This is a genomic window from Frischella perrara (assembly GCF_000807275.1).
In the GTDB taxonomy this organism is placed as follows: Bacteria; Pseudomonadota; Gammaproteobacteria; order Enterobacterales; family Orbaceae; genus Frischella; species Frischella perrara.
Genome location: NZ_CP009056.1, coordinates 1,843,246 through 1,866,949 on the forward strand (window position 1 = coordinate 1,843,246; position 23,704 = coordinate 1,866,949).

19 protein-coding genes are annotated in these 23,704 nt (G+C 34.7%); all 19 read right to left on the reverse strand.

Annotation, left to right across the window (positions count from 1 at the left end):
• Positions 1-223: 223 nt before the first annotated feature.
• Positions 224-973, reverse strand: coding sequence for an Imm52 family immunity protein (locus tag FPB0191_RS08050; RefSeq protein ID WP_039105219.1), 750 nt, complete (start codon positions 971-973; stop codon positions 224-226).
• A 176-nt stretch (positions 974-1,149) separates the two neighbouring features.
• On the reverse strand, positions 1,150-1,899 hold the full coding sequence (locus tag FPB0191_RS11770; RefSeq protein WP_052236879.1) for an Imm52 family immunity protein: 750 nt from the start codon (positions 1,897-1,899) through the stop codon (positions 1,150-1,152).
• Positions 1,900-1,916: 17 nt separating this feature from the next.
• Entirely contained in the window at positions 1,917-3,026 is a 1,110-nt protein-coding gene (locus FPB0191_RS12200) for a Tox-REase-5 domain-containing protein (protein ID WP_039105220.1), read from the reverse strand.
• Between the two features lie 9 nt (positions 3,027-3,035).
• Positions 3,036-3,377: a hypothetical protein gene (locus tag FPB0191_RS08065; RefSeq protein ID WP_039105221.1), complete on the reverse strand. Its 342-nt coding sequence runs from the start codon at positions 3,375-3,377 to the stop codon at positions 3,036-3,038.
• Positions 3,377-3,892: a DUF4123 domain-containing protein gene (locus tag FPB0191_RS08070; RefSeq protein ID WP_082018289.1), complete on the reverse strand. Its 516-nt coding sequence runs from the start codon at positions 3,890-3,892 to the stop codon at positions 3,377-3,379. Before FPB0191_RS08070 ends, FPB0191_RS08065 begins: the two co-directional genes overlap by 1 nt.
• Positions 3,892-6,315, reverse strand: coding sequence for a type VI secretion system Vgr family protein (locus FPB0191_RS08075; protein ID WP_052236880.1), 2,424 nt, complete (start codon positions 6,313-6,315; stop codon positions 3,892-3,894). Before FPB0191_RS08075 ends, FPB0191_RS08070 begins: the two co-directional genes overlap by 1 nt.
• Before the next feature lie 589 nt (positions 6,316-6,904).
• Positions 6,905-7,633, reverse strand: a complete 729-nt coding sequence (locus tag FPB0191_RS08080) for a DUF2931 family protein (RefSeq protein ID WP_039105222.1) — start codon at positions 7,631-7,633, stop codon at positions 6,905-6,907.
• A 381-nt stretch (positions 7,634-8,014) separates the two neighbouring features.
• On the reverse strand, positions 8,015-8,749 hold the full coding sequence (locus FPB0191_RS08085; RefSeq protein WP_039105223.1) for a DUF2931 family protein: 735 nt from the start codon (positions 8,747-8,749) through the stop codon (positions 8,015-8,017).
• 387 nt (positions 8,750-9,136) lie between these two features.
• On the reverse strand, positions 9,137-9,871 hold the full coding sequence (locus FPB0191_RS08090; RefSeq protein WP_039105225.1) for a DUF2931 family protein: 735 nt from the start codon (positions 9,869-9,871) through the stop codon (positions 9,137-9,139).
• A gap of 381 nt (positions 9,872-10,252) precedes the next feature.
• Entirely contained in the window at positions 10,253-10,987 is a 735-nt protein-coding gene (locus tag FPB0191_RS08095) for a DUF2931 family protein (protein WP_039105227.1), read from the reverse strand.
• 16 nt (positions 10,988-11,003) lie between these two features.
• The gene (locus tag FPB0191_RS08100; RefSeq protein WP_039105229.1) at positions 11,004-12,614 is read right to left on the reverse strand and encodes a T6SS phospholipase effector Tle1-like catalytic domain-containing protein; all 1,611 of its coding nucleotides are present in this window, start codon (positions 12,612-12,614) and stop codon (positions 11,004-11,006) included.
• Positions 12,615-12,623: 9 nt separating this feature from the next.
• Complete coding sequence (locus tag FPB0191_RS08105; protein WP_039105231.1) at positions 12,624-12,971, reverse strand: hypothetical protein; 348 nt, start codon at positions 12,969-12,971, stop codon at positions 12,624-12,626.
• A 333-nt stretch (positions 12,972-13,304) separates the two neighbouring features.
• On the reverse strand, positions 13,305-14,255 hold the full coding sequence (locus FPB0191_RS08110; RefSeq protein WP_039105232.1) for a hypothetical protein: 951 nt from the start codon (positions 14,253-14,255) through the stop codon (positions 13,305-13,307).
• A gap of 15 nt (positions 14,256-14,270) precedes the next feature.
• Positions 14,271-16,787, reverse strand: coding sequence for a type VI secretion system Vgr family protein (locus FPB0191_RS08115; RefSeq protein ID WP_082018290.1), 2,517 nt, complete (start codon positions 16,785-16,787; stop codon positions 14,271-14,273).
• 699 nt (positions 16,788-17,486) lie between these two features.
• Positions 17,487-18,077: a hypothetical protein gene (locus FPB0191_RS08120; protein ID WP_039105233.1), complete on the reverse strand. Its 591-nt coding sequence runs from the start codon at positions 18,075-18,077 to the stop codon at positions 17,487-17,489.
• Positions 18,037-18,876: a hypothetical protein gene (locus FPB0191_RS08125; RefSeq protein WP_039105235.1), complete on the reverse strand. Its 840-nt coding sequence runs from the start codon at positions 18,874-18,876 to the stop codon at positions 18,037-18,039. Before FPB0191_RS08125 ends, FPB0191_RS08120 begins: the two co-directional genes overlap by 41 nt.
• Positions 18,848-21,415 carry a type VI secretion system Vgr family protein gene (locus tag FPB0191_RS08130; protein ID WP_052236881.1) on the reverse strand — a complete coding sequence of 856 codons (2,568 nt, stop codon included), beginning with the start codon at positions 21,413-21,415 and terminating at the stop codon, positions 18,848-18,850. The genes FPB0191_RS08125 and FPB0191_RS08130 overlap by 29 nt, the downstream gene beginning before the upstream one ends.
• Before the next feature lie 591 nt (positions 21,416-22,006).
• A complete protein-coding gene (locus tag FPB0191_RS08135) occupies positions 22,007-22,735 on the reverse strand; it encodes a DUF2931 family protein (RefSeq protein ID WP_039105237.1) in 729 nt (242 codons plus the stop codon).
• Between the two features lie 367 nt (positions 22,736-23,102).
• Complete coding sequence (plsY, locus tag FPB0191_RS08140; protein WP_110021838.1) at positions 23,103-23,702, reverse strand: glycerol-3-phosphate 1-O-acyltransferase PlsY; 600 nt, start codon at positions 23,700-23,702, stop codon at positions 23,103-23,105.
• Between the last annotated feature and the right edge of the window lie 2 nt (positions 23,703-23,704).

The following is a 23,704-nucleotide window of genomic DNA, read 5'->3' on the forward strand; positions in this document are numbered from 1 at the left end:
TTGGTTAAATTTAGGTTACGTTGGTCGATTGTTTTTGCTGTTCAACCTTTCACAGCATCATCTCTCCATAACAGTTTTTTATCTTCCCTTTTTTTACATAGCTATATTTTACACTCGACCGTTTTTAATTTAGCATTATCATCATATTGATTTTTAACTATATCAATAAAAAATTTAATGATTTTCATTATTTCGCTTTATTTGTTTTTTAGATATCACCATGCTATTGTCTTGTTGGCAATAGATCTGCCTCGCGTAAACGAATATCTAAACGATTTATAATTTTAATATCCTCTATATTGTCGCGATTCGGAATATGATCGAGTGAAATAATGATCGTTCCCACTTGTTTATCATCCTGATTAATTGGGATCATTCTATGAGCTTCAGGATAATCATCAGCATTTAATGCTCTAGGAATATAAACAATCATTGATGAGCCAATACGTTCTGGAAATAGTGCATTTTGTTTTGGAAAAGTATCCTCTAGATCAATTTCAATATAGCAATCACTAAATACTTTTGCTAATTCTGTAAAAAATTGAGTAATTTTATTATAAATTCCTGCTTTTTTGTGGGTAAATGAAAATTTAATTTCTGATTCGAGAAATGGGCTATTTCCATATCTTGAGGCCATGTAAAATAATGCTTGCCCTTCGATCGCTGGATCTTTATCAATGTCTATAAAAGGAAGTATTAGATCCCCATCATTTCCTACTCTTTTAAATCCGAATGTTAGCTTTTTCAAAACTAATTCAGTCAAACCCTCTTTATTGTAGGCCAATAATTTAGGGTCAGCTTTGATTGAATTACGAAAATAATACCAACTAACATCCGAATTAAAGTTATTTCGATAAATTTTAAATGCTTCATCTAGATGATTTTGTATTTCTGGAATATTATTTTCCAATGCTTTTGGGAAAAAAATTTCAATAGTGTAATCTATAAGATCTAATCGCATTTGTGCTGACATAATTAATTCCTTATTCATTATTTAGGTAAAGTAGTTGGTACATACACTGCAGTATTACATAGCTATATTTTACACTCGACCGTTTTTAATTTAGCATTATCTTGATTTTTAATTATATCAATAAAAAAATTTAGGATTTTCACTATTTCGCTTTATTTTTTTTAGATATCGTCATGCTATTGTCTTGTTGGCAATAGATCTGCCTCGCGTAAACGAATATCTAAACGATTTATAATTTTAATATCCTCTGTATTGTCGCGATTCGGGATGTGATCAAGTGAAATAATAACCGTCCCCACTTGTTTATCATCCCGATTAATTGGGATCATTCTATGAGCTTCAGGATAATCATCAGCATTTAATGGGCTTGGAATATAAACAATCATTGATGTACCAATACGTTGAGGAAATAGTGCATTTTGTTTGGGAAAAGTATCCTTCAGATTAATTTCAATATAGCAATCACTAAATACTTTTGCTAATTCTGTAAAAAATTGAGTAATTTTATTATAAACCCCTGCTTTTTTGTGGGTAAATAAAAATTTAATTTCTGATTTGAGAAATGGGCTATTTAAATATCTTGAGGCTAAGTAAAATAATAGTTGTCCTTCGATCGCTGGATCTTTATCAATGTCTATAAAAGAGAGTATCAGATCCCCATCTTGTCCTACTCTTTTAAATCCGAATGTTAGCTTTTTCAAAACTAACTCAGTCAAACCCTCTTTATTGTAGGCCAATAATTTAGGATCAGCTTTGATAGAATTAGCAAAATAATACCAGTTAGCATCCGAATTAAAGTTATTTTGATAAATTTTAAATGCTTCATCCAGCTGATTTCGTATTTCTGGAATATTATTTTCCAATGCTTTTGGGAAAAAAATTTCAATAGTGTAATCTATAAGATCTAATCGCATTTGTACTGGCATAATTAATTCCTTATTCATTATTTAAGTAAAGTAGTTGGTACATACACTGTAGTTATAGTAGGTAATATTTCAAATGCTAATCTAGCTGTAAATGCATCATATAACAATGGTGTCATAAATATCCAGCAACATCGCGCAGGGGGATGCGCCGAACACACAGTATTATGTCGCGTTGCTTGTTTTAGTAATGTATCCATTTTCTTTTCCCCTATACCTTTTAATTTAGGGGTTCCGAAAGAGTCAATTTGTGTTTTACTAAACATTAATGAATCGTAATTAGCTTTCATTTCTAATAACAGGCAATAATTTGGCATCCAACCATCAAAATCAACTTTTTTACTCGCAGGTCCAATATAAACCCATTCTGAAATTTCTACAGACATTTTACCGGTTTCTGGGTTTTTACTTCTTTGCCATTTCGCACCACTTATGGTTGCTTGATAATCTGCAGCTAAATCACTCATTTTTCGGCGAAATGTATTAAGTTTTATAAAAGGAATAATAGAACAACCACAGGTTTTTATTTTGTCACGCTGTTCTTCCTTGATTTTTACCATTCTTTCGGCCAACAATCCTCTTACAGTATTTTTTTCATCTCCAGTTAAGCCTGTGGATAACCCTCCTTTTAAAATAACTAAATTAAGTTCCATTTCAGCAAGTTCGAGTTCACAAAACTGTAGCTGTTTTACTAAATCTTCTTCCCCATACCCGCTATTACTTGCTTGTCCATTTCTTACTTTATCAAGTTCTTTTTCATAATAACCTAATATATGTGTTCGAAAAAATTCAATTTCTTTTTCGAATTCTGCAATATCTTCAGGTGTATCGGGCTCAATGTTATCATTCATCGTTTCGTCTATAACATCAGCTTTATTTGATAAAGGTATGTTCTTTGTTTCTATTTCTTTAAGTATATTATAAAAAATTAAGGGATCTTGATATAAAGGATAAGTATCTTTATTCGTTGAATATGTCTGTTTTTGGATTGTAGGCCAAACAGGTGTATAACTTGTTTCATATCCAGAAGGATATGAATCTTGTTGATTACTATTATAAATATATACTGCACCTGTTGATAATAATATTGAAGCTAATTCTGCAAGACCTACTACAATTGGAAATGGCATATTTCTTCCTTATTTTTCCTGTTGAATACTATTGGCTATCCTTAATAAATCTTCAAATTGATTTTCAGGAATTTCATTTTGCTTTTCGATCCAAGCCTTAAGTTTTGGATTATCTTTATATCCCGGTGTCGTTGCTTCTGCGCATAAAAATGTTTCGATAAGAATTTTTTTAGAAAAACCTAACTCAATAAGGTATTGATAGGTAACTTTTAAACGATTAAATAACTCATCAATATCTTCCTCTGGCAATGTTAAACGAGAGTCTTTTTTAAATTTATGCACGAGTTCCCAAATGTATTCATCTTGTTCTTTTTGAAAAATAGCATCAATTTGTTCTTGACCAAGTTTCATTATAATTTACCTCTCATTAATGAATAATAAGTGTGATTATGATAGTAGATCCAGTCATTGATATTTAAGGTAAATAATTTGAATTGTTCAGGTGTAAAAACATCTAAAAGCTTGTGTAGAACACGAGGATCATAAAAACGTAATAAAGCATTACGTTTATCAGGTAAGCGGAGATATAATTGGCTTTCTAGTTGATTAAATAGATTCGTTAAACTTTGCATAGAAATCAGCCATGTTGTAGAAGGATATACTTGTTCTAGTTGCAATAAAGAATTTTGCATCTCTTTATCAACTTTCATAATATCAACAAGCCAAGGTCCCGCAAAGTACACATCTTTATTGCTGTTACGAATAAAAAGTGGTAATGTGACCTCATTTCTTATAAGGTCATTTTGAAATAATCGTTCGTATTCTAGTCCATCTACTAATGCATAAAGTTTCAATTTCAGTTTAAAAGGTGGTAATTGTTTTTGCAGCTCTAAAAATGTTTGATAAGCAATATGTTGGTATAACATTATTCATCTCCTAACATTACTAACATTTGCGCATTTTCAGCGGCTTTAATCAAGCACGGCAAACAAATTTTCTCATTAATAAAGGATGTAATTTTAGGTAATGACAAAGGTATCACCTCTTTCGAGGCTGGCCCCATTTTCTGCAATGCACTACTTTTTATATAAACATTTTCGGCAGTGCCCAGTTCAATTCCTTCACCGCTGAGTTTGATGTATGAACCGCCACACATTAACGTCAGCTCTTGACTTGCGGTGACCGTTAATTTTCCATCGACACTGTCTATTTTAATATCTTGCTTAGCGACCATATTCAGGTTGGCATTTTGCGCTTGTACTTCAATATCTCCCTGATTAGCAAAGACCTTCATGCCTGATTTATGGGCAAATAAACTAATTGATTCCCCTGATGAAAGCGTGATGTTTTTTAAGGCATTGATGTCCGTCTGGTTTTCACTGGTCACCGATACACTGTTTGACGTTGATAGTTGGATGTTTTCCGGACTGGTTAAAGCTATCCCTTCTTGTGCATAAGCAATAATGCCACTTTGGGATAACTGGGTTAATGTCGCTTTAAGTTGCGCCTGACTGTCGGTATCCGCACTATGGGCATCAGAGGCAATTGCTGCATTTTGTAGCGCTTTAGCTATCGATAACGCATTTTCCAGTTGGGCAATGGCACCTTGCATATCCAGTTGTTTGCCCTCTGCCTTAGGCTCGGTCTGACTGGTTAGGTATAAGCCTTTATTAGCAGCAATCGCTCCCCACTCATCAGTGCGCAATTCAAACCCCTCACCGCGCTGCACTTTGTTTTGGTCAACTAAATGCCCGATGTTAAGCTGGGTTTTACCGTATTCGGTCGCTAACTTAATGTGCTCTTGCCCACGTTTATCATCCATCCGCAGTTTGTTGTTAGCTGGAGTACGAATGACATTACGATGTTTATTGATGGTGGTCACATGGTCAGGGTGAGTGCTGTCATGTAGTGCGTGCGCTATGTATGGTCTATCCGGATTACCTTCGCTAAAAGCAATAGCAACACCTGTGCCATCAATTAACGGAAAATGAAAACCATAGGTACTGCCCGCATACGGTTTAGCCAACCTTACCCATAAGCTCTCTTCGCCGTTTTTCCATGTCTTTAGGTCAAAATCAAACTTAACTCGGTAACGACCCATTGTATCAATATACCCATAGGTATCATTGTCTGGACTGGTGACTCGCGCCGGTAAGGTACCTGCAACTTGTGGCCTGGGTAATGGCATTGGTCGATATGGCTTTAACACATCATACGGGATAGCAGTAAAGTGACATTGATAGGCATCACTGCGGTCTGCGTAACTCTGGGTCGAGAGAATGATAACCCCTTCATTAATACCTTCTATTCCACTATTATCAATAATAATGCGTTGACCCGGCAGTAAGTGGTAGTCATTACATTCTCCCTGAATAATCATCTTTTGACTGAGATGTGCCTCATGACGTATGTTCGCATACCACTGCCCGCTTTCAATTTGGCTATTATCGCCTTTGCTTTTGTAGTGTTCGCCGTAGCGGTATTCTGTGCCTTGAGTGGTGCTATCTTTGGTATCGGCATTAACAAGGGAATTTTGATTACTATCTGCGGTGCGGTAGTTGTAATCCTGTGTGATAATTTCTTTTGCCTTGGTATAGCTACTAAACTGTAAATCCCATACACTGTTTTTTCTGCCATCAACCATACCACTTGGCGCTTTCAGTGTAATGTGTCCCGCATTCTCATAGCCTGCTTCATAATCACTAAGGACTAAAACATCACAGTGGTGGTCACTGTGGCTTTCAAAGCGAAACCAAATACCAACATCTGCCAGCAAACGCTGAATAAATGCTAAGTCACTCTCTTGCCATTGCGTAATAAACTCACGTGCTGGGTAGCTATCTTTTAGTTCAAGCCGATAATCAATCCCCGTAAAACCATGTCGCCTGAGCACCTCTTCAACCACGCTTACTACACTTTGGTTTTGGTAAATTGCACTAAAATGGTCATTTGCAAATAAAGCCAGACGTGGTTGTAAGGTGACCCGATAACGGGCTTCATCTTTACTGACAGAGACAAAACTAAACTCAGTAATAACGCCATATAGTGTGTGTGGTAAGGTCGGTTTTTCAAGGGAGCCAATTTGAGCCACTTGTGAAATAAGACTCGGGGCTTCAAAGGTGAGTGATGCGGCTTGACTGAGTACGGCATCAATAGCCATTTGTTTATTAGATGTTGTAAAGGTAATATCGTAACGCCAAGGCTGATTTAATGATGCTTGTCCTTCAATTGATAATACGGATAATCCTGCACTACCATCAATTCCATCAATTATTAATGTATATTGATTTTTGGGACTGCCACTCGCAACAGAGGTTAGCATATCTGTCACTTTTTCTATCGTGACCATGTTGATTCCTTATTATTTGCACTCAAATTTATAATTGTTTAATTCTTAAGTAACTTTATAAAACAATAACGATAAGCAGTTTTGTTATTATAAAATAGTTGATCTTTTAGGTTAGATCAATACCCTTTGCAATTGGATTATTAGGATCGCGTATGGTTTATATTGTCGGTAATTTTTAGATAAGGATTACTATATAAAACACCTGTTTCGCATGTTTTATAACCTTTTTAAAAATGATTGGGATCTAATTAGACAGATAACTTACTCATATCATTAATTAAAACAATTATAGTAAATTATAAATTACGCTGTAAAAAATATTTAGGAGTGTATTGCGTTTGATTTTATATTAATATCTGTATTTAGTTTTAAGTGTCGGTAGGTTTATAAGAGACTTGTGAGATTCATATTTTATTTATATTTTTAATATTAGCTAAAATACCGTTTCAGTAACGGTATAGCTAATTTGATTTAAAAGTGTATTATCAACTATAGATAATTAATAAATCAGGAATTTTTTTGCTAAGTCAGAATAAACAAATAGGTTACTAACTCTGCATTATTTTTGCTAGTAACCTGCATTATAATATTAAAATCTGGCTGGGTTTTTAAGTTTAAGATATTGCCCCATTGTGACGTTATTGTATTTTTCTTGCCACTCTTTCGGCATACCGTGTTTCTTTAACCATGCCTTGGCCTCATCTGTGATTTCAGTTATTTTTCCATTAGGATATTCGTTTAGACATACATCTGAACCTTGTGGTATCCGTTCCGTTACTCCTTTTCCAAACTCTATGGCTTCTTGTTGAGGAACTCCTGTAATCCATCCAGTAACACTGCCTCCGGGTGCAAAACCAATAATAATAGTATCATTATAACCAATATGATTCTTATTACGCGCATAGGAATAATATTGATGTGGTTTTACCATCTCTTGACGCGCCCACAATGGCATCACTAACTTAGTACGATAAAAAGTCTGGTCGGCAAAAGATGACCAACAAATAAAGAATTCTTCGGGTAAATCAGAATAGACTGGCAGATGGCTAAATCCAAATCCTGTTTGCCATTGACCTGGTGTCTTATAATTTTTATTATCTCTAACGACAATATCAATAATTTTGTATTTATTAGATTGGGTTTTTATCATAGTACTAAATGCCTTAGCGTGGAAATAGTGTGGATAACGACCACTAATATACCATTTGCTATAAGGCATTTTGGGTAAATTGGGATCGATTTTTTTAGATTTAAACGGCGATTGGCAACCACTGATTAGTAACATCAAACAAAGGGTGGAAATGAGTAATTTTAACATGGATTTTCCTTATTGTTTATTGATCTGGATGAACCAGTCGTTGCCAGCTACCTTGGTCATTACTAAGCGTTTCATTTTTTGATACCCTTAACTTTTTCATATCATAATATCCAATCTGTAAATAATCGTTATTCATTTCATTTTTATTGTCGGCTTTAGGTAATATTTAATATTTTCTTATAACTTATCAAGTAATTTATATTTTATTTGTATTTTTAATATTAGCTAAAATAACGTTTCAGTAACGGTATAGCTAATTTAATTTAAAAGTGTATTATCAACTATAGATAATTAATAAATCAGGAATTTTTTTGGTAAGTCAGAATAAACAAATAGGTTACTAACTTTGCATCATTTTTGCTAGTAACCTGCATTATAATATTAAAATCTGGCTGGATTTTTAAGTTTAAGATATTGCCCCATTGTGACGTTATTGTACTTTTCTTGCCACTCTTTCGGCATACCGTGTTTCTTTAACCATGCCTTAGCCTCATCTGTGATTTCTGGTATTTTTCCATCGGGATAAGGATTTGGACATACATCTGAACCTTGCGGTATCCGTTCCGTTACTCCTTTTCCAAACTCTATAGCTTCTGAATCTTTTTGAGGATTACCTGTAACCCATCCAGTAACACTACCTCCTGGGGCAAAACCAATAATAATAGTATCATTATAACCAATTTTATTTTTATTAAAGGCTTCAGAATAATAATGATGTGCTTTTACCATTTCTTGGCGTGCCCACAATGGCATCACTAATTTAGTACGATAAAAAGTTTGGTCGGCAAAAGATGACCAACAAATAAAGAATTCCTCGGGTAAATCAGAATAAACTGGTAGGTGATTAATCCCAAATCTCGTTTGCCATTGACCAGGTGTTTTATAATTGTAATTATCTCCAGTGGCAATATCAATAATCTTGTATTTATTAGATTGGGTTTTTATCATAGTACTAAATGCCTTAGCGTGGAAATAGTGTGGATAACGACCACTAATATACCATCTGCTGTAAGGTTTTTTGGGTAAATTGGGATCGATTGATTTAGATTTAATCGGCGATTGGCAACCACTGATTAGTAACATCAAACAAAGGGTGGAAATGAGTAATTTTAACATGGATTTTCCTTATTGTTTATTGATCTGGATGAACCAGTCGTTGCCAGCTACCTTGACCATTACTAAGCGTTTCATTTTTTGATACCCTTAACTTTTTCATATCATAATATCCAATCTGTAAATAATCGTTATTCATTTCATTTTTATTGTCGGCTTTAGGTAATATTTAATATTTTCTTATAACTTATCAAGCAATTCATATTTTATTTTTATTTGTATTTTTTATATTAGCTAAAATAACGTTTCAGTAATGGTATACCTAATTTGATTTAAAAGTGTATTATCAACTATAGATAATTAATAAATCAGGAATTTTTTTGGTAAGTCAGAATAGACAAATAGGTTACTAACTCTGCATTATTTTTGCTAGTAACCTGCATTATAATATTAAAATCTGGCTGGGTTTTTAAGTTTAAGATACTGCCCCATAGTGACGTTATTGTTTTTTTCTTGCCACTCTTTCGGCATACCATGTTTCTTTAACCATGCCTTAGCCTCATCTGTAATTTCAGTTATTTTTCCATTAGGATATTCGTTTGGACATACATCTGAACCTTGTGGTATCCGTTCCGTTACTCCTTTTCCAAACTCTATGGCTTCTGAATCTTTTTGAGGATTACCTGTAACCCATCCAGTAACACTACCTCCTGGGGCAAAACCAATAATAATAGTATCATTATAACCAATTTTATTTTTATTAAAGGCTTCAGAATAATAATGATGTGCTTTTACCATTTCTTGGCGTGCCCACAATGGCATCACTAATTTAGTACGATAAAAAGTTTGGTCGGCAAAAGATGACCAACAAATAAAGAATTCCTCGGGTAAATCAGAATAGACTGGCAGATGGCTAAATCCAAATCCTGTTTGCCATTGACCTGGTGTCTTATAATTTTGATTATCCCTAGCGACAATATCAATAATTTTGTATTTATTTGATTGGGTTCTTATCATAGTAGAAGTCACCGTTGCTGGAAAATAATGTGGATGACGACCACTAATATACCATTTGCTATAAGGCATTTTGGGTAAATTGGGATCGATTGGTTTAGATTTAATTGGTGATTGGCAACCACTGATTAGTAACGTCAAACAAAGGGTGGAAATGAGTAATTTTAACATAGGTTTTCCTTATTGTTTATTGATCTGGATGAACCAGTCGTTGCCAGCTACCTTGGTCATTACTAAGCGTTTCATTTTTGATATCTTTAACTTTTTTCATATCATAATATCCAATCTGTAAATAATCGTTATTCATTTTATTTTTATTGCCGGCTTTAGGTAATATTTAATATTTTCTTATAACTTATCAAGTTATTCGTATTTTATTTGTATTTTTAATATTAGCTAAAATACCGTTTCAGTAACGGTATACCTAATTCGATTTAAAAGTGTATTATCAACTATAGATAATTAATAAATTAGGAATTTTTTTGGTAAGTCAGAATAAACAAATAGGTTACTAACCTTGCATTATTTTTGCTAGTAACCTGCATTATAATATTAAAATCTGGCTGGGTTTTTAAGTTTAAGATATTGCCCCATAGTGACGTTATTGTATTTTTCTTGCCACTCTTTCGGCATACCATGTTTCTTTAACCATGCCTTAGCCTCATCTGTAATTTCTGGTATTTTCCCATCAATATAAGGATTTGGACATACATCTGAACCTTGCGGTATCCGTTCCGTTACTCCTTTTCCAAACTCTATGGCTTCTGAATCTTTTTGAGGATTACCTGTAACCCATCCAGTAACACTGCCTCCTGGGGCAAAACCAATAATAATAGTATCATTATAACCAATTTCATTTTTATTAAAGGCTTCAGAATAATAATGATGTGCTTTTACCATTTCTTGGCGTGCCCACAATGGCATCACTAATTTAGTACGATAAAAAGTTTGGTCAGCAAAAGATACCCAACAAATAAAGAATTCCTCGGGTAAATCAGAATAGACTGGTAGGTGGCTAAATCCAAATCCCGTTTGCCATTGACCTGGTGTCTCATAATTTTGATTATCTCTAACGACAATATCAATAATTTTGTATTTATTTGACTGGGTTTTTATCATAGTACTAAATGCCTTAGCGTGGAAATAGTGTGGATAACGACCACTTATATACCATTCGCTGTAAGGCTTTTTGGGTAAATTGGGATCGATTGGTTTAGATTTAATCGGCGATTGGCAACCACTGATTAGTAACGTCAAACAAAGGGTGGAAATGAGTAATTTTAACATAGGTTTTCCTTATTGTTTATTGATCTGGATGAACCAGTCGTTGCCAGCTACCTTGCTCATTAAGATGGGGTTGGTGAACTTGCAATAAGCCGGTTCTTGCCTGTTCTTTGGCATTTTTTGCTGGCCAGCTAATTTTGACGATTTGACCGGTGTTTTTATCTATCAATTCTTTTTCTGCTGGTTTGGTATAAAAATAACGTTCGTACTCCGTGGATGAGTGAACATAATTATTTAAAACTAAGCGCTTTTCAGCATCTGTTAACTGATAATTTTGATAATTGTCAGCAGTTTTAATTATCTTAATTGCAACATTTTGTAATTCATTGGGAATATCATGATCTTTATCAAAAATGTTAAATTTACAATTATTTTTCACCGCTTCATTATACATTATTCTTAAAGCGATGCGATCAAGACCAAATTTGATAATTCTCTTAATACGAATCACACCATAAGCATTTGTATAAGATTGATTATCGTATTTGACCGGCGTTGTCCACTGATAGAAGTTTTCTTCACTTAATCCATAAAAAATATAATATAAATCTGGATGCTGTTGGATCTTGATAAGTGCGTTTTGTAACTTTTCGCGAATATTTGATGGTTGACTTAAATAGAGATCAGTTTGCTGATAAACATCGGTAATATAGAGATTTTCTTCTATATCATTATTTGGATATCCACCACCTATATCTGAATGAGAGCCAGGTATAATTACTTTTTTAAAATAACTTGGTACCGTATTAAGTGAAAAATTGTGCCGGTATTCATGCGCTGCCTCAATATGTAAACCCGCATCCGTTGAGTCAGGATGAATATGGATATCAATATCAAAGGTGTTGGCATCACCAGCATCAAATAAATTCTCCGGTCGACCAATCCCCGCAACGGTATCAAAGATTCCCAAAAAGGATACACGACCATTTACATGTCCCTGCCAGTGATCGCTAATTTTGCCATCTAATCTCTGGTTTAACATTTTAGTTAGTGGGTTATTATTTCCTCGTTTATCATCGTATTTCAACTTATCGGCAACAAAATTAGTAAAGTAGCGAGCCGTTGCTGCGCCTCGACTGAAACCAAATACATTATATTTAATCTGTTGGATACGTAATTTAGGGGATTTCTCCAAAAATATCTTTAATTGTTTATCTATCTCAACAATCGCTCGATTAATTTTGCCTTTAATTCCAGTTGAACCTAGTCCTGTGGCAAAGCCAATATTACTATCTGTTTCACCTATTCGGCTCCCAACCCCCTCAATATAGACGCTTAATTGACAATGAACGATTCCATTTTTATCTTTTGGAAGTGATGAGAACTCTTTTTTTTCATCGCTGACATACATTAGATATAGTTTATGAATATTTGAATGTTCATTAGTATAACTGGTATTGAATACTGGAAAGTTGATTTCTGGTGTTTCACCACGTGCAAGCGCTTGCTGATATTCCTCTCGCATAGCTATATTGATCGAGTTATTGGCGGTACCGTCAAAAAATACCCCTATAGTTAATATAACTTCCTGTGGGCGTTTAATCACTTGCTGATGTACTGCAACTTCACCATTAGGTGAAACATTTTTTGTTGTAGCCGTAGTAAATGTTTTTTGCGTCTTGTTATTCATTGTGATCCCTTATATTAATCGGACTAATTGTATATTAACTGATTCAAGGGAGTCAGTATAAAATGCTTTAGTTCTTCCATCTTCATCGGTTAAACCATGTATCTTTCTACCATCAGGTAGCTCTGCAATATAAGGTTCATTAGCATATACCATACCTTGCTCATCAACAAAATGAAATCTAATACCACTTTCGGTAATCTTTTGTGGTAGTTCGATATCTGGATATTCAATCTTCTTAGGTCCCATTTTCTGCAATGCATTACTTTTTATATAAACATTTTCGGCAGTGCCCAGTTCAATTCCTTCATTGCTCTCAGTAATAACGCCATATAATGTGTGAAGTAATAACTTACTCATATCATTAAATTAAAAAACCATTATTATAAGTTATAAATTATGCTGTAAAAAATATTTAGAAGTGTATGCCGTTTTATTTTATATTAATACCTGTATTTAGTTTTAAGTGTCGGTGGGTTTATAAAAAATTTAAGTTGTCATATTTTGTAGTGGGATCGCCATGACAACTTTATTTGAATAGTATAGCCTATAGTTATATTATCCTATTAAGTTGAGTTATTATCTGAATTTATTGAATTATAAAAATGAAAAAGTACAATACTGACAATCAAAAAAATACCTATAGCTATCGATTTTTTTGTATTGTCTTTTTTGTTTTAGTTGGCTTTTTCGTTAAAGATACTCCAAATCTTCTTTATTAAAATAGTTAAGTACTACTATGGGCTTGTGTACTAACGTTCCATTCTTGAATATTCGACATGGCATAATCTGATTTTCAGGACTTAGTACATCTACGTAATGAGCAATAGGATAAGGTTTATTTATACATTGCAAATACCTGTTATGATTATTCACTATATCTAAGCCTGTTTTACCAGTAGTTATAGCATATCCCCACAAAACACGATTAACAGAGAATCTTTCAAGTAATAATTTACTTTTAGCCGCATTAGGTCGATATCCAAATCTTTTTGCCTCCTCTTCTGCTGTATTTGATAAATCAAATAACAGTTCAGGACAAAAACTGGCATAACAAATTTGCCCTAAGCAACGTGTACTTTGTTTAACCGAAATAGTGTTGGCTAAGCATATTTTTTTGTCAACCTTCTCTTTAATAAATGTATCTTCATAAGCAGCACCGCGACAAGAGTGCAAAACAAAAATACCTTTACCCGGATCCCAAGGTAAGCGCTCCATATTATCACTATCATTAAAAAAAATTTCACTATTCGCTCCATTTCTTCCACCTTCTTTCTCTAAATAAAGCGACTCAGGTCCTCCATGACCAAAATAATGAACTTCCCAAAGTGAATATTCATTAGCTATTTCAGATTTTGTTAGATATTTATATAATTTAGTCCATTCTGCTTTAAAGTGAGAAGGATATTTAAACGTATTTATAATTCGAACATTGGCATTTGGATATCTTTTTCTTAATCGTTTTTCTTTAAATCTAGCGGCATTGAGCATCTCTTTAGCTCCATTCTCTCCAGCATATGCAAATAATACAAATAAAGGTTTGAGCGGTTTTTTTATTATGGTTGGTTGAATGTAAACCATACCATTTTTTATTAAACGTGTTTGTGCTGAAGAGGTTGTGATTATTTTAGTTTTATCCGGCATAATTTTATCTCACCTTTAAATAAATTCTAATGTGACTGTTTCATTTTCATTTTGTGTATAAAATGCTTTTGTACATCCATTTTTATCGGTTCGACCTTGCACCTTTCTGCCATCTGGCAATGTTGCAATATAAGGCTCATTAGCATGAATTTTTCCTGTTTCATCTTTACACCTGAATTTAATTGCATAATTGCTTATAAGATAAGGTAATGCTAACGGATCCACTTGTATCGTTGCAGGACCCATTTTCTGCAATGCATTACTTTTTATATAAACATTATCCGCCGTGCCCAGTTCAATTCCTTCACCGCTGAGTTTGATGTATGAACCGCCACACATTAACGTCAGCTCTTGACTTGCGGTGACCGTTAATTTTCCATCTACGCTATCTATTTTAATATCTTGTTTGGCGGCCATATTTAGGTTGGCATTTTGCGCTTGTACTTCAACATCACCCTGATTGGCAAAGACCTTCATGCCTGATTTATGGGCAAATAAACTAATTGATTCCCCTGATGAAAGCGTGATGTTTTTTAACGCATTGATGTCCGTCTGGTTTTCACTGGTCACCGATACACTGTTTGACGTTGATAGTTGGATGTTTTCCGGACTGGTTAAAGCGATACCTTCTTGTGCATAAGCAATAATGCCACTTTGGGATAACTGGGTTAATGTCGCTTTAAGTTGCTCTTGACTGCCGGTATCCGCATCATGGGCATCAGAGGCAATTGCTGCATTTTGTAGCGCTTTAGCTATCGATAACGCATTTTCCAGTTGAGCAATGGCACCTTGCATATCCAGTTGTTTGCCCTCTGCCTTAGGCTCGGTCTGACTGGTTAGGTATAAGCCTTTATTAGCAGCAATCGCTCCCCACTCATCAGTGCGCAATTCAAACCCTTCACCGCGCTGCTCTTTGTTTTGGTTAACTAAATGCCCAATATTAAGCTGGGTTTTACCGTATTCGGTCGCTAACTTGATATGCTCTTGCCCACGCTTATCATCCATCCGCAATTTGTTGTTAGCTGGAGTACGAATGACATTACGATGTTTGTTGATGGTGGTCACATGGTCAGGGTGGGTGCTGTCATGTAGTGCGTGCGCTATATATGGTCTATCCGGATTACCTTCGCTAAAAGCAATAGCAACACCTGTGCCATCAATTAACGGAAAATGAAAACCATAAGTACTGCCCGCATACGGTTTAGCCAACCTTACCCATAAGCTCTCTTCGCCGTTTTTCCATGTCTTGAGGTCAAAATCAAACTTAACTCGGTAACGACCCATTGTGTCAATATACCCATAGGTATCATTGTCTGGACTGGTGACTCTCGCCGGTAAGGTCCCTGCAACTTGTGGCCAGGGTAATGGCATTGGTCGATATGGCTTTAACACATCGTACGGGATAGCAGTAAAGTGACATTGGTAAGCATCACTGCGGTCTGCGTAACTCTGGGTCGAGAGAATGATAACCCCTTCATTAATACCTTCTATTCCACTATTATCAATAATAATTCGTTGACCCGGCAGTAAGTGGTAGTCATTACATTCTCCCTGAATAATCATCTTTTGACTGAGATGTGCCTCATGACGTATGTTCGCATACCACTGCCCGCTTTCAATTTGGCTATTATCGCCTTTGCTTTTGTAGTGTTCGCCGTAGCGGTATTCTGTGCCTTGAGTGGTGCTATCTTTGGTATCGGCATTAACAAGGGAATTTTGATTACTATCTGCGGTGCGGTAGTTGTAATCCTGTGTGATAATTTCTTTTGGCTTGGTATAGCTACTAAACTGTAAGTCCCATACACTGTTTTTTCTGCCATCAACCATACCACTCGGCGCTTTCAGGGTAATGTGTCCCGCATTCTCATAGCCCGCTTCATAATCACTAAGGACTAAAACATCACAGTGGTGGTCACTGTGGCTTTCAAAACGAAACCAAATACCAACATCAGCCAGCAAACGCTGAATAAATGCTAAGTCACTCTCTTGCCATTGCGTAATAAACTCACGTGCTGGGTAGCTATCTTTCAGTTCAAGCCGATAATCAATCCCCGTAAAACCATGTCGCCTGAGCACCTCTTCAACCACGCTTACTACACTTTGGTTTTGGTAAATTGCACTAAAATGGTCATTTGCAAATAAAGCCAGACGTGGTTGTAAGGTGACCTGATAACGGGCTTCATCTTTACTGACAGATATCAAACTAAACTCAGTAATAACGCCATATAATGTGTGTGGTAGGGTTGTTTTTTCAAGGGAGCTGATTTGAGCAATTTGTGAAATAAGACTCGAGGTTTCAAAGGTGAGTGATGCAGTTTGACTCAGTACGGCATCAATAGCCATTTGTTTATTAGATGTTGTAAAGGTAATATCGTAACGCCAAGGCTGATTTAATGACGCTTGTCCTTCAATTGATAATACGGATAATCCAGCGCTAGCATCAATTCCATCAATTATTAATGTATATTGATTTTTGGGACTGCCACTCGCAACAGAGGTTAGCATATCTGTCACTTTTTCTATCGTGACCATGTTGATTCCTTATTATTTGCACTCAAATTTATAATTATTTAATTCTTAAGTAACTTTATAAAACAATAACGATAAGCAGTTTCGTTATTATAAAATAGTTGATCTTTTAGGTCAGATCAATATTCTTTACATTTGGGTTATTAGGATCGTGTATGGTTTATATTGTCGGTAATTTTTAGATAAGGATTACTATATAAAACACCTGTTTCGCGTGTTTTGTAACCTTTTTAAAAATGATTGGGATCTAATTAGACAGATAACTTATCTCATATCATTGATTTAAAACAATTATAATAAGTTATAAATTACGCTGTAAAAAATATTTAGGAGTGTATGCCGTTTGATTTTATATTAATATCTGTATTTAGTTTTAAGTATCGGTAGGTTTATAAAAAATTTAAGTTGTCATATTTTGGAGGGGGATCGTCATGACAACTTTATTTGATAAGATGACTTTAGAAAAAAAGTAAATTATTTCAATCAGACCATTATATATAACCAGTTAAAACTTTTATAAATGATCCTTACTAGGAACATTAATCTTTCCAATTCAGATTTAGTTACAGTATACCGTTTCGTAAAATGACCTATTTTGATTATAAATCCACATCTTATAACATATTTATAGGGTCACTTACAGTTAAATTTATAAACAATTATCATTATTACAATTGAATAATTAACAATTTTTTTGAATCATTATTTATAACATTTATCTACAATAACTTTTTCTTCAATTGATTTTTCAGGGTTGTTACTTAAATCATCTAAAATATCACCTAAACATTGACTGCGTTGCTTACTTACTTGCAGCATATTTTGTTCACTTAATGTTAGATTGCTATTTTTCTCTAACATGATAATAATAATTTTATATATTTGAAAAATTCTTATATATTCATTAAATACTAAAGACCCAACCTCATCTGAAGAAATCTTCGTTTTATTATATTCCTTTTTTTTATCATCTTCCTCACTCAATTGAAGGTTAGTAAACAAAACTTCAGGAGTTGGATAATTACGTAATAAAGGAATAAAAAACTCAGGGTAAGGGTAATCCTTTTTTATTTTCTCAAAATTCTTTTGAAAAGACTGTTTTTGTTCTAACGAAAGTGATGATATTTTTTTTTCAAAAAAATTTGCACATTCTTCAATATCGTAATTAACAATCAAATTCAGATTGCAATAAGAATGAGTGTTTGCAAATGATTGGTTATTAATAAAAACAAACAATAAGGGTATTAAAATTTTATTTAGTAACTTGCAAAGTTGCGACAATATTATTTCCATTCTTTCCTTTTCCTCTGTGTTTAATTAAATAATCATGTATTTCCGGATATTTATGATAATCAATAATCGTTACACAACCATGAGATACATGACCTATATGGAGATAGCGCTGTTCAGATAAGGGATAAATAGGAAACCAGACGGTATGATATTTAACAGTTTTACCACCTACCAATGTACCATTTTGATTAGGCTTTCCCCCAACTTTGTACGCTTTCGTATATTCTTGAGAATGAGGGAAATCTGGTAGTGCTATTTCATAAGTGCCCTCATCTAGTGGTTTTCTTCTTCCAGAATCCCATTCTGTATTTAATGTTACTTCTACAGAAATATTGCCAATAGTTAAAGTAGCAAGTTGTTGATCATAGATTAATGGCATTCCTGTATTTAGATTTGTTCTAATATTAGATTGCCAATTTTTTTTTCGCTTACCATATTTGAGAGTTATTTTTGCTGCTGCATTAATAATAGGTGCTGTATCACTTAAATGCTCTTTAGCACCACCTTCAATTCTCATTGATCCGTATTTGCCTTTAAATGCTCCTCCTTCAATTCTAAATATTACTCTATCACCATCCTTATTAAGTTTTAATAAAGTTAATTTTGTGTATTTATAAATTGATTCATATTCTCCTTCAACTATTATTGTAACCCATCCATCTTGCCCAACTTTATTAACATAAGCTGTCATAGCTACCCCTATTGAAGTGGTATTATTATCTCCTTGTGATGTTGTTGTTGTTTTCCGCTCTTTTTGCTCTTTTTGCTTATTAATCCAATTTATCACTGCTTCTGGCATTATTTTCTCCTAATCTATCTATATCTACTTCCACATGTAATGGTATTTCTGTTTCAGAATAAACAATACTGGTATAACCATTTGAATCTGTTGTTCCAGTTGCATAAACACTTTCACCAAGCAAAACTTTATAGGGTATAAATGCGATGGGATTATCTTCATTGTCAGTCAACAAAAACTTCATACTATTTAGACCTACACTGATATAATTAGGTAAGATAATTTTTTGTATATCTTTCGTTGCCGGCCCCATTTTCTGCAATGCACTACTTTTTATATAAACATTTTCGGCAGTGCCCAGTTCAATTCCTTCACCGCTGATTTTGATGTATGAACCGCCACACATTAACGTCAGTTCTTTACTTGCAGTGACCGTTAATTTTCCATCGACACTGTCTATTTTAATATCTTGTTTGGCGGCCATATTCAGGTTGGCATTTTGCGCTTGTACTTCAACATCTCCCTGATTAGCAAAGACCTTCATGCCTGATTTATGGGCAAATAAACTAATTGATTCCCCTGATGAAACCGTGATGTTTTTTAAGGCATTGATGTCTGTCTGGTTTTCACTGGTCACCGATACACTATTTGAAGTTGATAGTTGGATGTTTTCCGGACTGGTTAAAGCGATACCTTCTTGTGCATAAGCAATAATGCCACTTTGGGATAACTGGGTTAATGTCGCTTTAAGTTGCTCTTGACTGTCAGTGTCCGCACCATGAGCTTCAGAGGCAGTTGCTGCATTTTGCAGTGCTTTAGCAATTGATAACGCATTTTCCAGCTGGGCAATGGCACCTTGCATATCTAGTTGTTTGCCCTCTGCCTTAGGCTCGGTCTGACTGGTTAGGTATAAGCCTTTATTAGCTGCAATCGCTCCCCACTCATCAGTGCGCAATTCAAACCCTTCACCGCGCTGCACTTTGTTTTGGTCAACTAAATGCCCAATATTAAGCTGGGTTTTACCGTATTCGGTGGCTAACTTGATGTGCTCTTGCCCACGTTTATCATCCATCCGCAGTTTGTTGTTAGCTGGGGTACGAATTACATTACGATGTTTGTTGATGGTGGTCACATGGTCAGGGTGGGTGCTGTCATGTAGTGCGTGCGCTATATATGGTCTATCCGGATTACCTTCGCTAAAAGCAATAGCAACACCTGTGCCATCAATTAACGGAAAATGAAAACCATAGGTACTGCCCGCATACGGTTTAGCCAACCTTACCCATAAGCTCTCTTCGCCGTTTTTCCATGTCTTGAGGTCAAAATCAAACTTAACTCGGTAACGACCCATTGTGTCAATATACCCATAGGTATCATTGTCTGGACTGGTGACTCGCGCCGGTAAGGTCCCTGAAACTTGTGGCCAGGGTAATGGCATTGGTCGATACGGCTTTAACACATCATACGGGATAGCAGTAAAGTGACATTGGTAAGCATCACTGCGGTCTGCGTAACTCTGGGTCGAGAGAATGATAACCCCTTCATTAATACCTTCTATTCCACTATTATCAATAATAATTCGTTGACCCGGCAGTAAGTGGTAATAATTACATTCTCCCTGAATAATCATCTTTTGACTGAGATGTGCCTCATGACGTATGTTCGCATACCACTGGCCGCTTTCAATTTGGCTATTATCGCCTTTGCTTTTGTAGTGTTCGCCGTAGCGGTATTCTGTGCCTTGAGTGGTGCTATCTTTGGAATAGGCATTAACAAGGGAATTTTGATTACTATCTGCGGTGCGGTAGTTGTAATCCTGTGTGATAATTTCTTTTGGCTTGGTATAGCTACTAAACTGTAAATCCCATACACTGTTTTTTCTGCCATCAACCATACCACTCGGCGCTTTCAGGATAATATGTCCCGCATTCTCATAGCCTGCTTCATAATCACTAAGAACTAGCACATCACAGTGGTGGTCACTGTGGCTTTCAAAGCGAAACCAAATACCGACATCTGCCAGCAAACGCTGAATAAATGCTAAGTCACTCTCTTGCCATTGCGTAATAAACTCACGTGCTGGGTAGTTATCTTTTAGCTCAAGCCGATAATCAATCCCCGTAAAACCATGTCGCCTGAGCACCTCTTCAACCACGCTTACTACACTTTGGTTTTGGTAAATTGCACTAAAATGGTCATTTGCAAATAAAGCCAGACGTGGTTGTAAGGTGACCTGATAACGGGCTTCATCTTTACTGACAGATATCAAACTAAACTCAGTAATAACGCCATATAATGTGTGTGGTAGGGTTGGTTTTTCAAGGGAGCTGATTTGAGCAATTTGTGAAATAAGACTCGAGGTTTCAAAGGTGAGTGATGCAGTTTGACTCAGTACGGCATCAATAGCCATTTGTTTATTAGATGTTGTAAAGGTAATATCGTAACGCCAAGGCTGATTTAATGACGCTTGTCCTTTAATTGATAATACGGATAATCCAGCGCTAGCATCAATTCCATCAATTATTAATGTATATTGATTTTTGGGACTGCCACTCGCAACAGAGGTTAGCATATCTGTCACTTTTTCTATCGTGACCATGTTGATTCCTTATTATTTGCACTCAAATTTATTATTATTTAATTCTTAAGTAACTTTATAAATGAATAACGATAAGCAGTTTTGTTATTATAAAATAGTTGATCTTTTAGGTTAGATCAATACCCTTTGCAATTGGATTATTAGGATCGTGTATGGCTTATATTGTCGGTAATTTTTAGATAAGAATTACTATATAAAACACCTGTTTCGCATGTTTTATAACCTTTTTAAAAATGATTGGGATCTAATTAGACAGATAACTTATCTCATATCATTGATTTAAAACAATTATAATAAGTTATAAATTATGCTGTAAAAAATATTTAGGAGTGTATGCCGTTTGATTTTATATTAATATCTGTATTTAGTTTTAAGTATCGGTAGGTTTATAAGAGACTTGTGAGATTCATATTTTATTTGTATTTTTAATATTAGCTAAAATACCTTTTCAGTAACGGTATACCTAATTTGATTTAAAAGTGTATTATCAACTATAGATAATTAATAAATCAGGAATTTTTTTGCTAAGTGAGAATAAACAAATAGGTTACTAACTTTGCATCATTTTTGCTAGTAACCTGCATTATAATATTAAAATCTGGCTGGATTTTTAAGTTTAAGATATTGCCCCATAGTGACATTATTGTATTTTTCTTGCCACTCTTTCGGCATACCATGTTTCTTTAACCATGCCTTAGCTTCATCTGTGATTTCGGGTATTTTCCCATCGATATAAGGATTTGGACATACATCTGAACCTTGTGGTATCCGTTCCGTTACTCCTTTTCCAAACTCTATGGCTTCTTGTTGAGGAACTCCTGTAACCCATCCAGTAACACTGCCTCCGGGTGCAAAACCAATAATAATAGTATCATTATAACCAATATGATTCTTATTACGCGCATAGGAATAATATTGATGTGGTTTTACCATCTCTTGACGCGCCCACAATGGCATCACTAACTTTGTACGATAAAAAGTCTGGTCAGCAAAAGATACCCAACAAATAAAGAATTCCTCGGGTAAATCAGAATAGACTGGTAGGTGGCTAAATCCAAATCCCGTTTGCCATTGACCTGGCGTCTTATAATTTTTATTATCTCTAACGACAATATCAATAATTTTGTATTTATTAGATTGGGTTTTTATCATAGTACTAAATGCCTTAGCGTGGAAATAGTGTGGATAACGACCACTAATATACCATCTGCTGTAAGGCATTTTAGGTAAATTGGGATCGATTGGTTTAGATTTAATCGGTGATTGGCAACCACTGATCAGCGGCACTAAACAGAGGATGAACATGAATAATTTTAGCATAGGCTATCCTTATAATTAATCGATCGTCGTTGCTAATCTTATTGATGATTAGGATGAGGTTGATAAATTTGTAACAAACCAGTTATAGCATATTCTTTTCATTTCTAACTGATCTGCCAATTTTAACGATTTGCGCTACGTTTTTCTAACAACTTTTTCTCTATAAATTTATAATAAAAAGCGTTGTTATTGAATCAAGAAATGTACAATTATTATATAGAAAAACGGACCAAACACAGTATTTTAAGCATCTTTTAAGCGCATATGAGTGATAATAAAGTTTGATATAAATTATAAAATAAGCCATTCAAATTCTTTTTTATTATCAATAATAATTGCAAAATGAATGTCATATTAAATTAAAATATTATTTTTGTTTTCCTCGATGAAAAATTTTTAGTTCTAATCCTTTAGATAAACGAACAATATTACTACTATGTTTAATGAGTATTAGGCAAGATAACATGGCAACCGGCATGGTAAATTCTGGATGGATAAACCAAACGTACAAGGGCGCTAATAAAAAACTCACAATTGCAGCTAACGATGAGTAGCCAGTAAGGAATACGGTTGTTAGCCAAGTACAAATAAATAGTCCGGTAAAATCGAAACCGATCAAAACCATGGTTCCTAATGCCGTTGCGACCCCTTTCCCGCCACGAAAATGATAAAAACACGGGAAAATATGTCCTAAACAAGCTGCTATCGCAATGATTCCTAAATAAAAAGGTGAGATGGCTAACCGATAAGCTATATAAACAGGCAATAATCCCTTTAGCATATCGAATATTAGTACAAATAACGCGGGTAGTTTACCATTTACTCGCAACATATTTGTTGCCCCTGGATTATGAGAACCATAATCACAAGGGTTACGTAAATGCATAAATTTGCTAATGATAAACGACCCTGATAATGAACCTAGTAGGTAGGCAATAATTATCATAATTACGCTTAACAACAAGATAT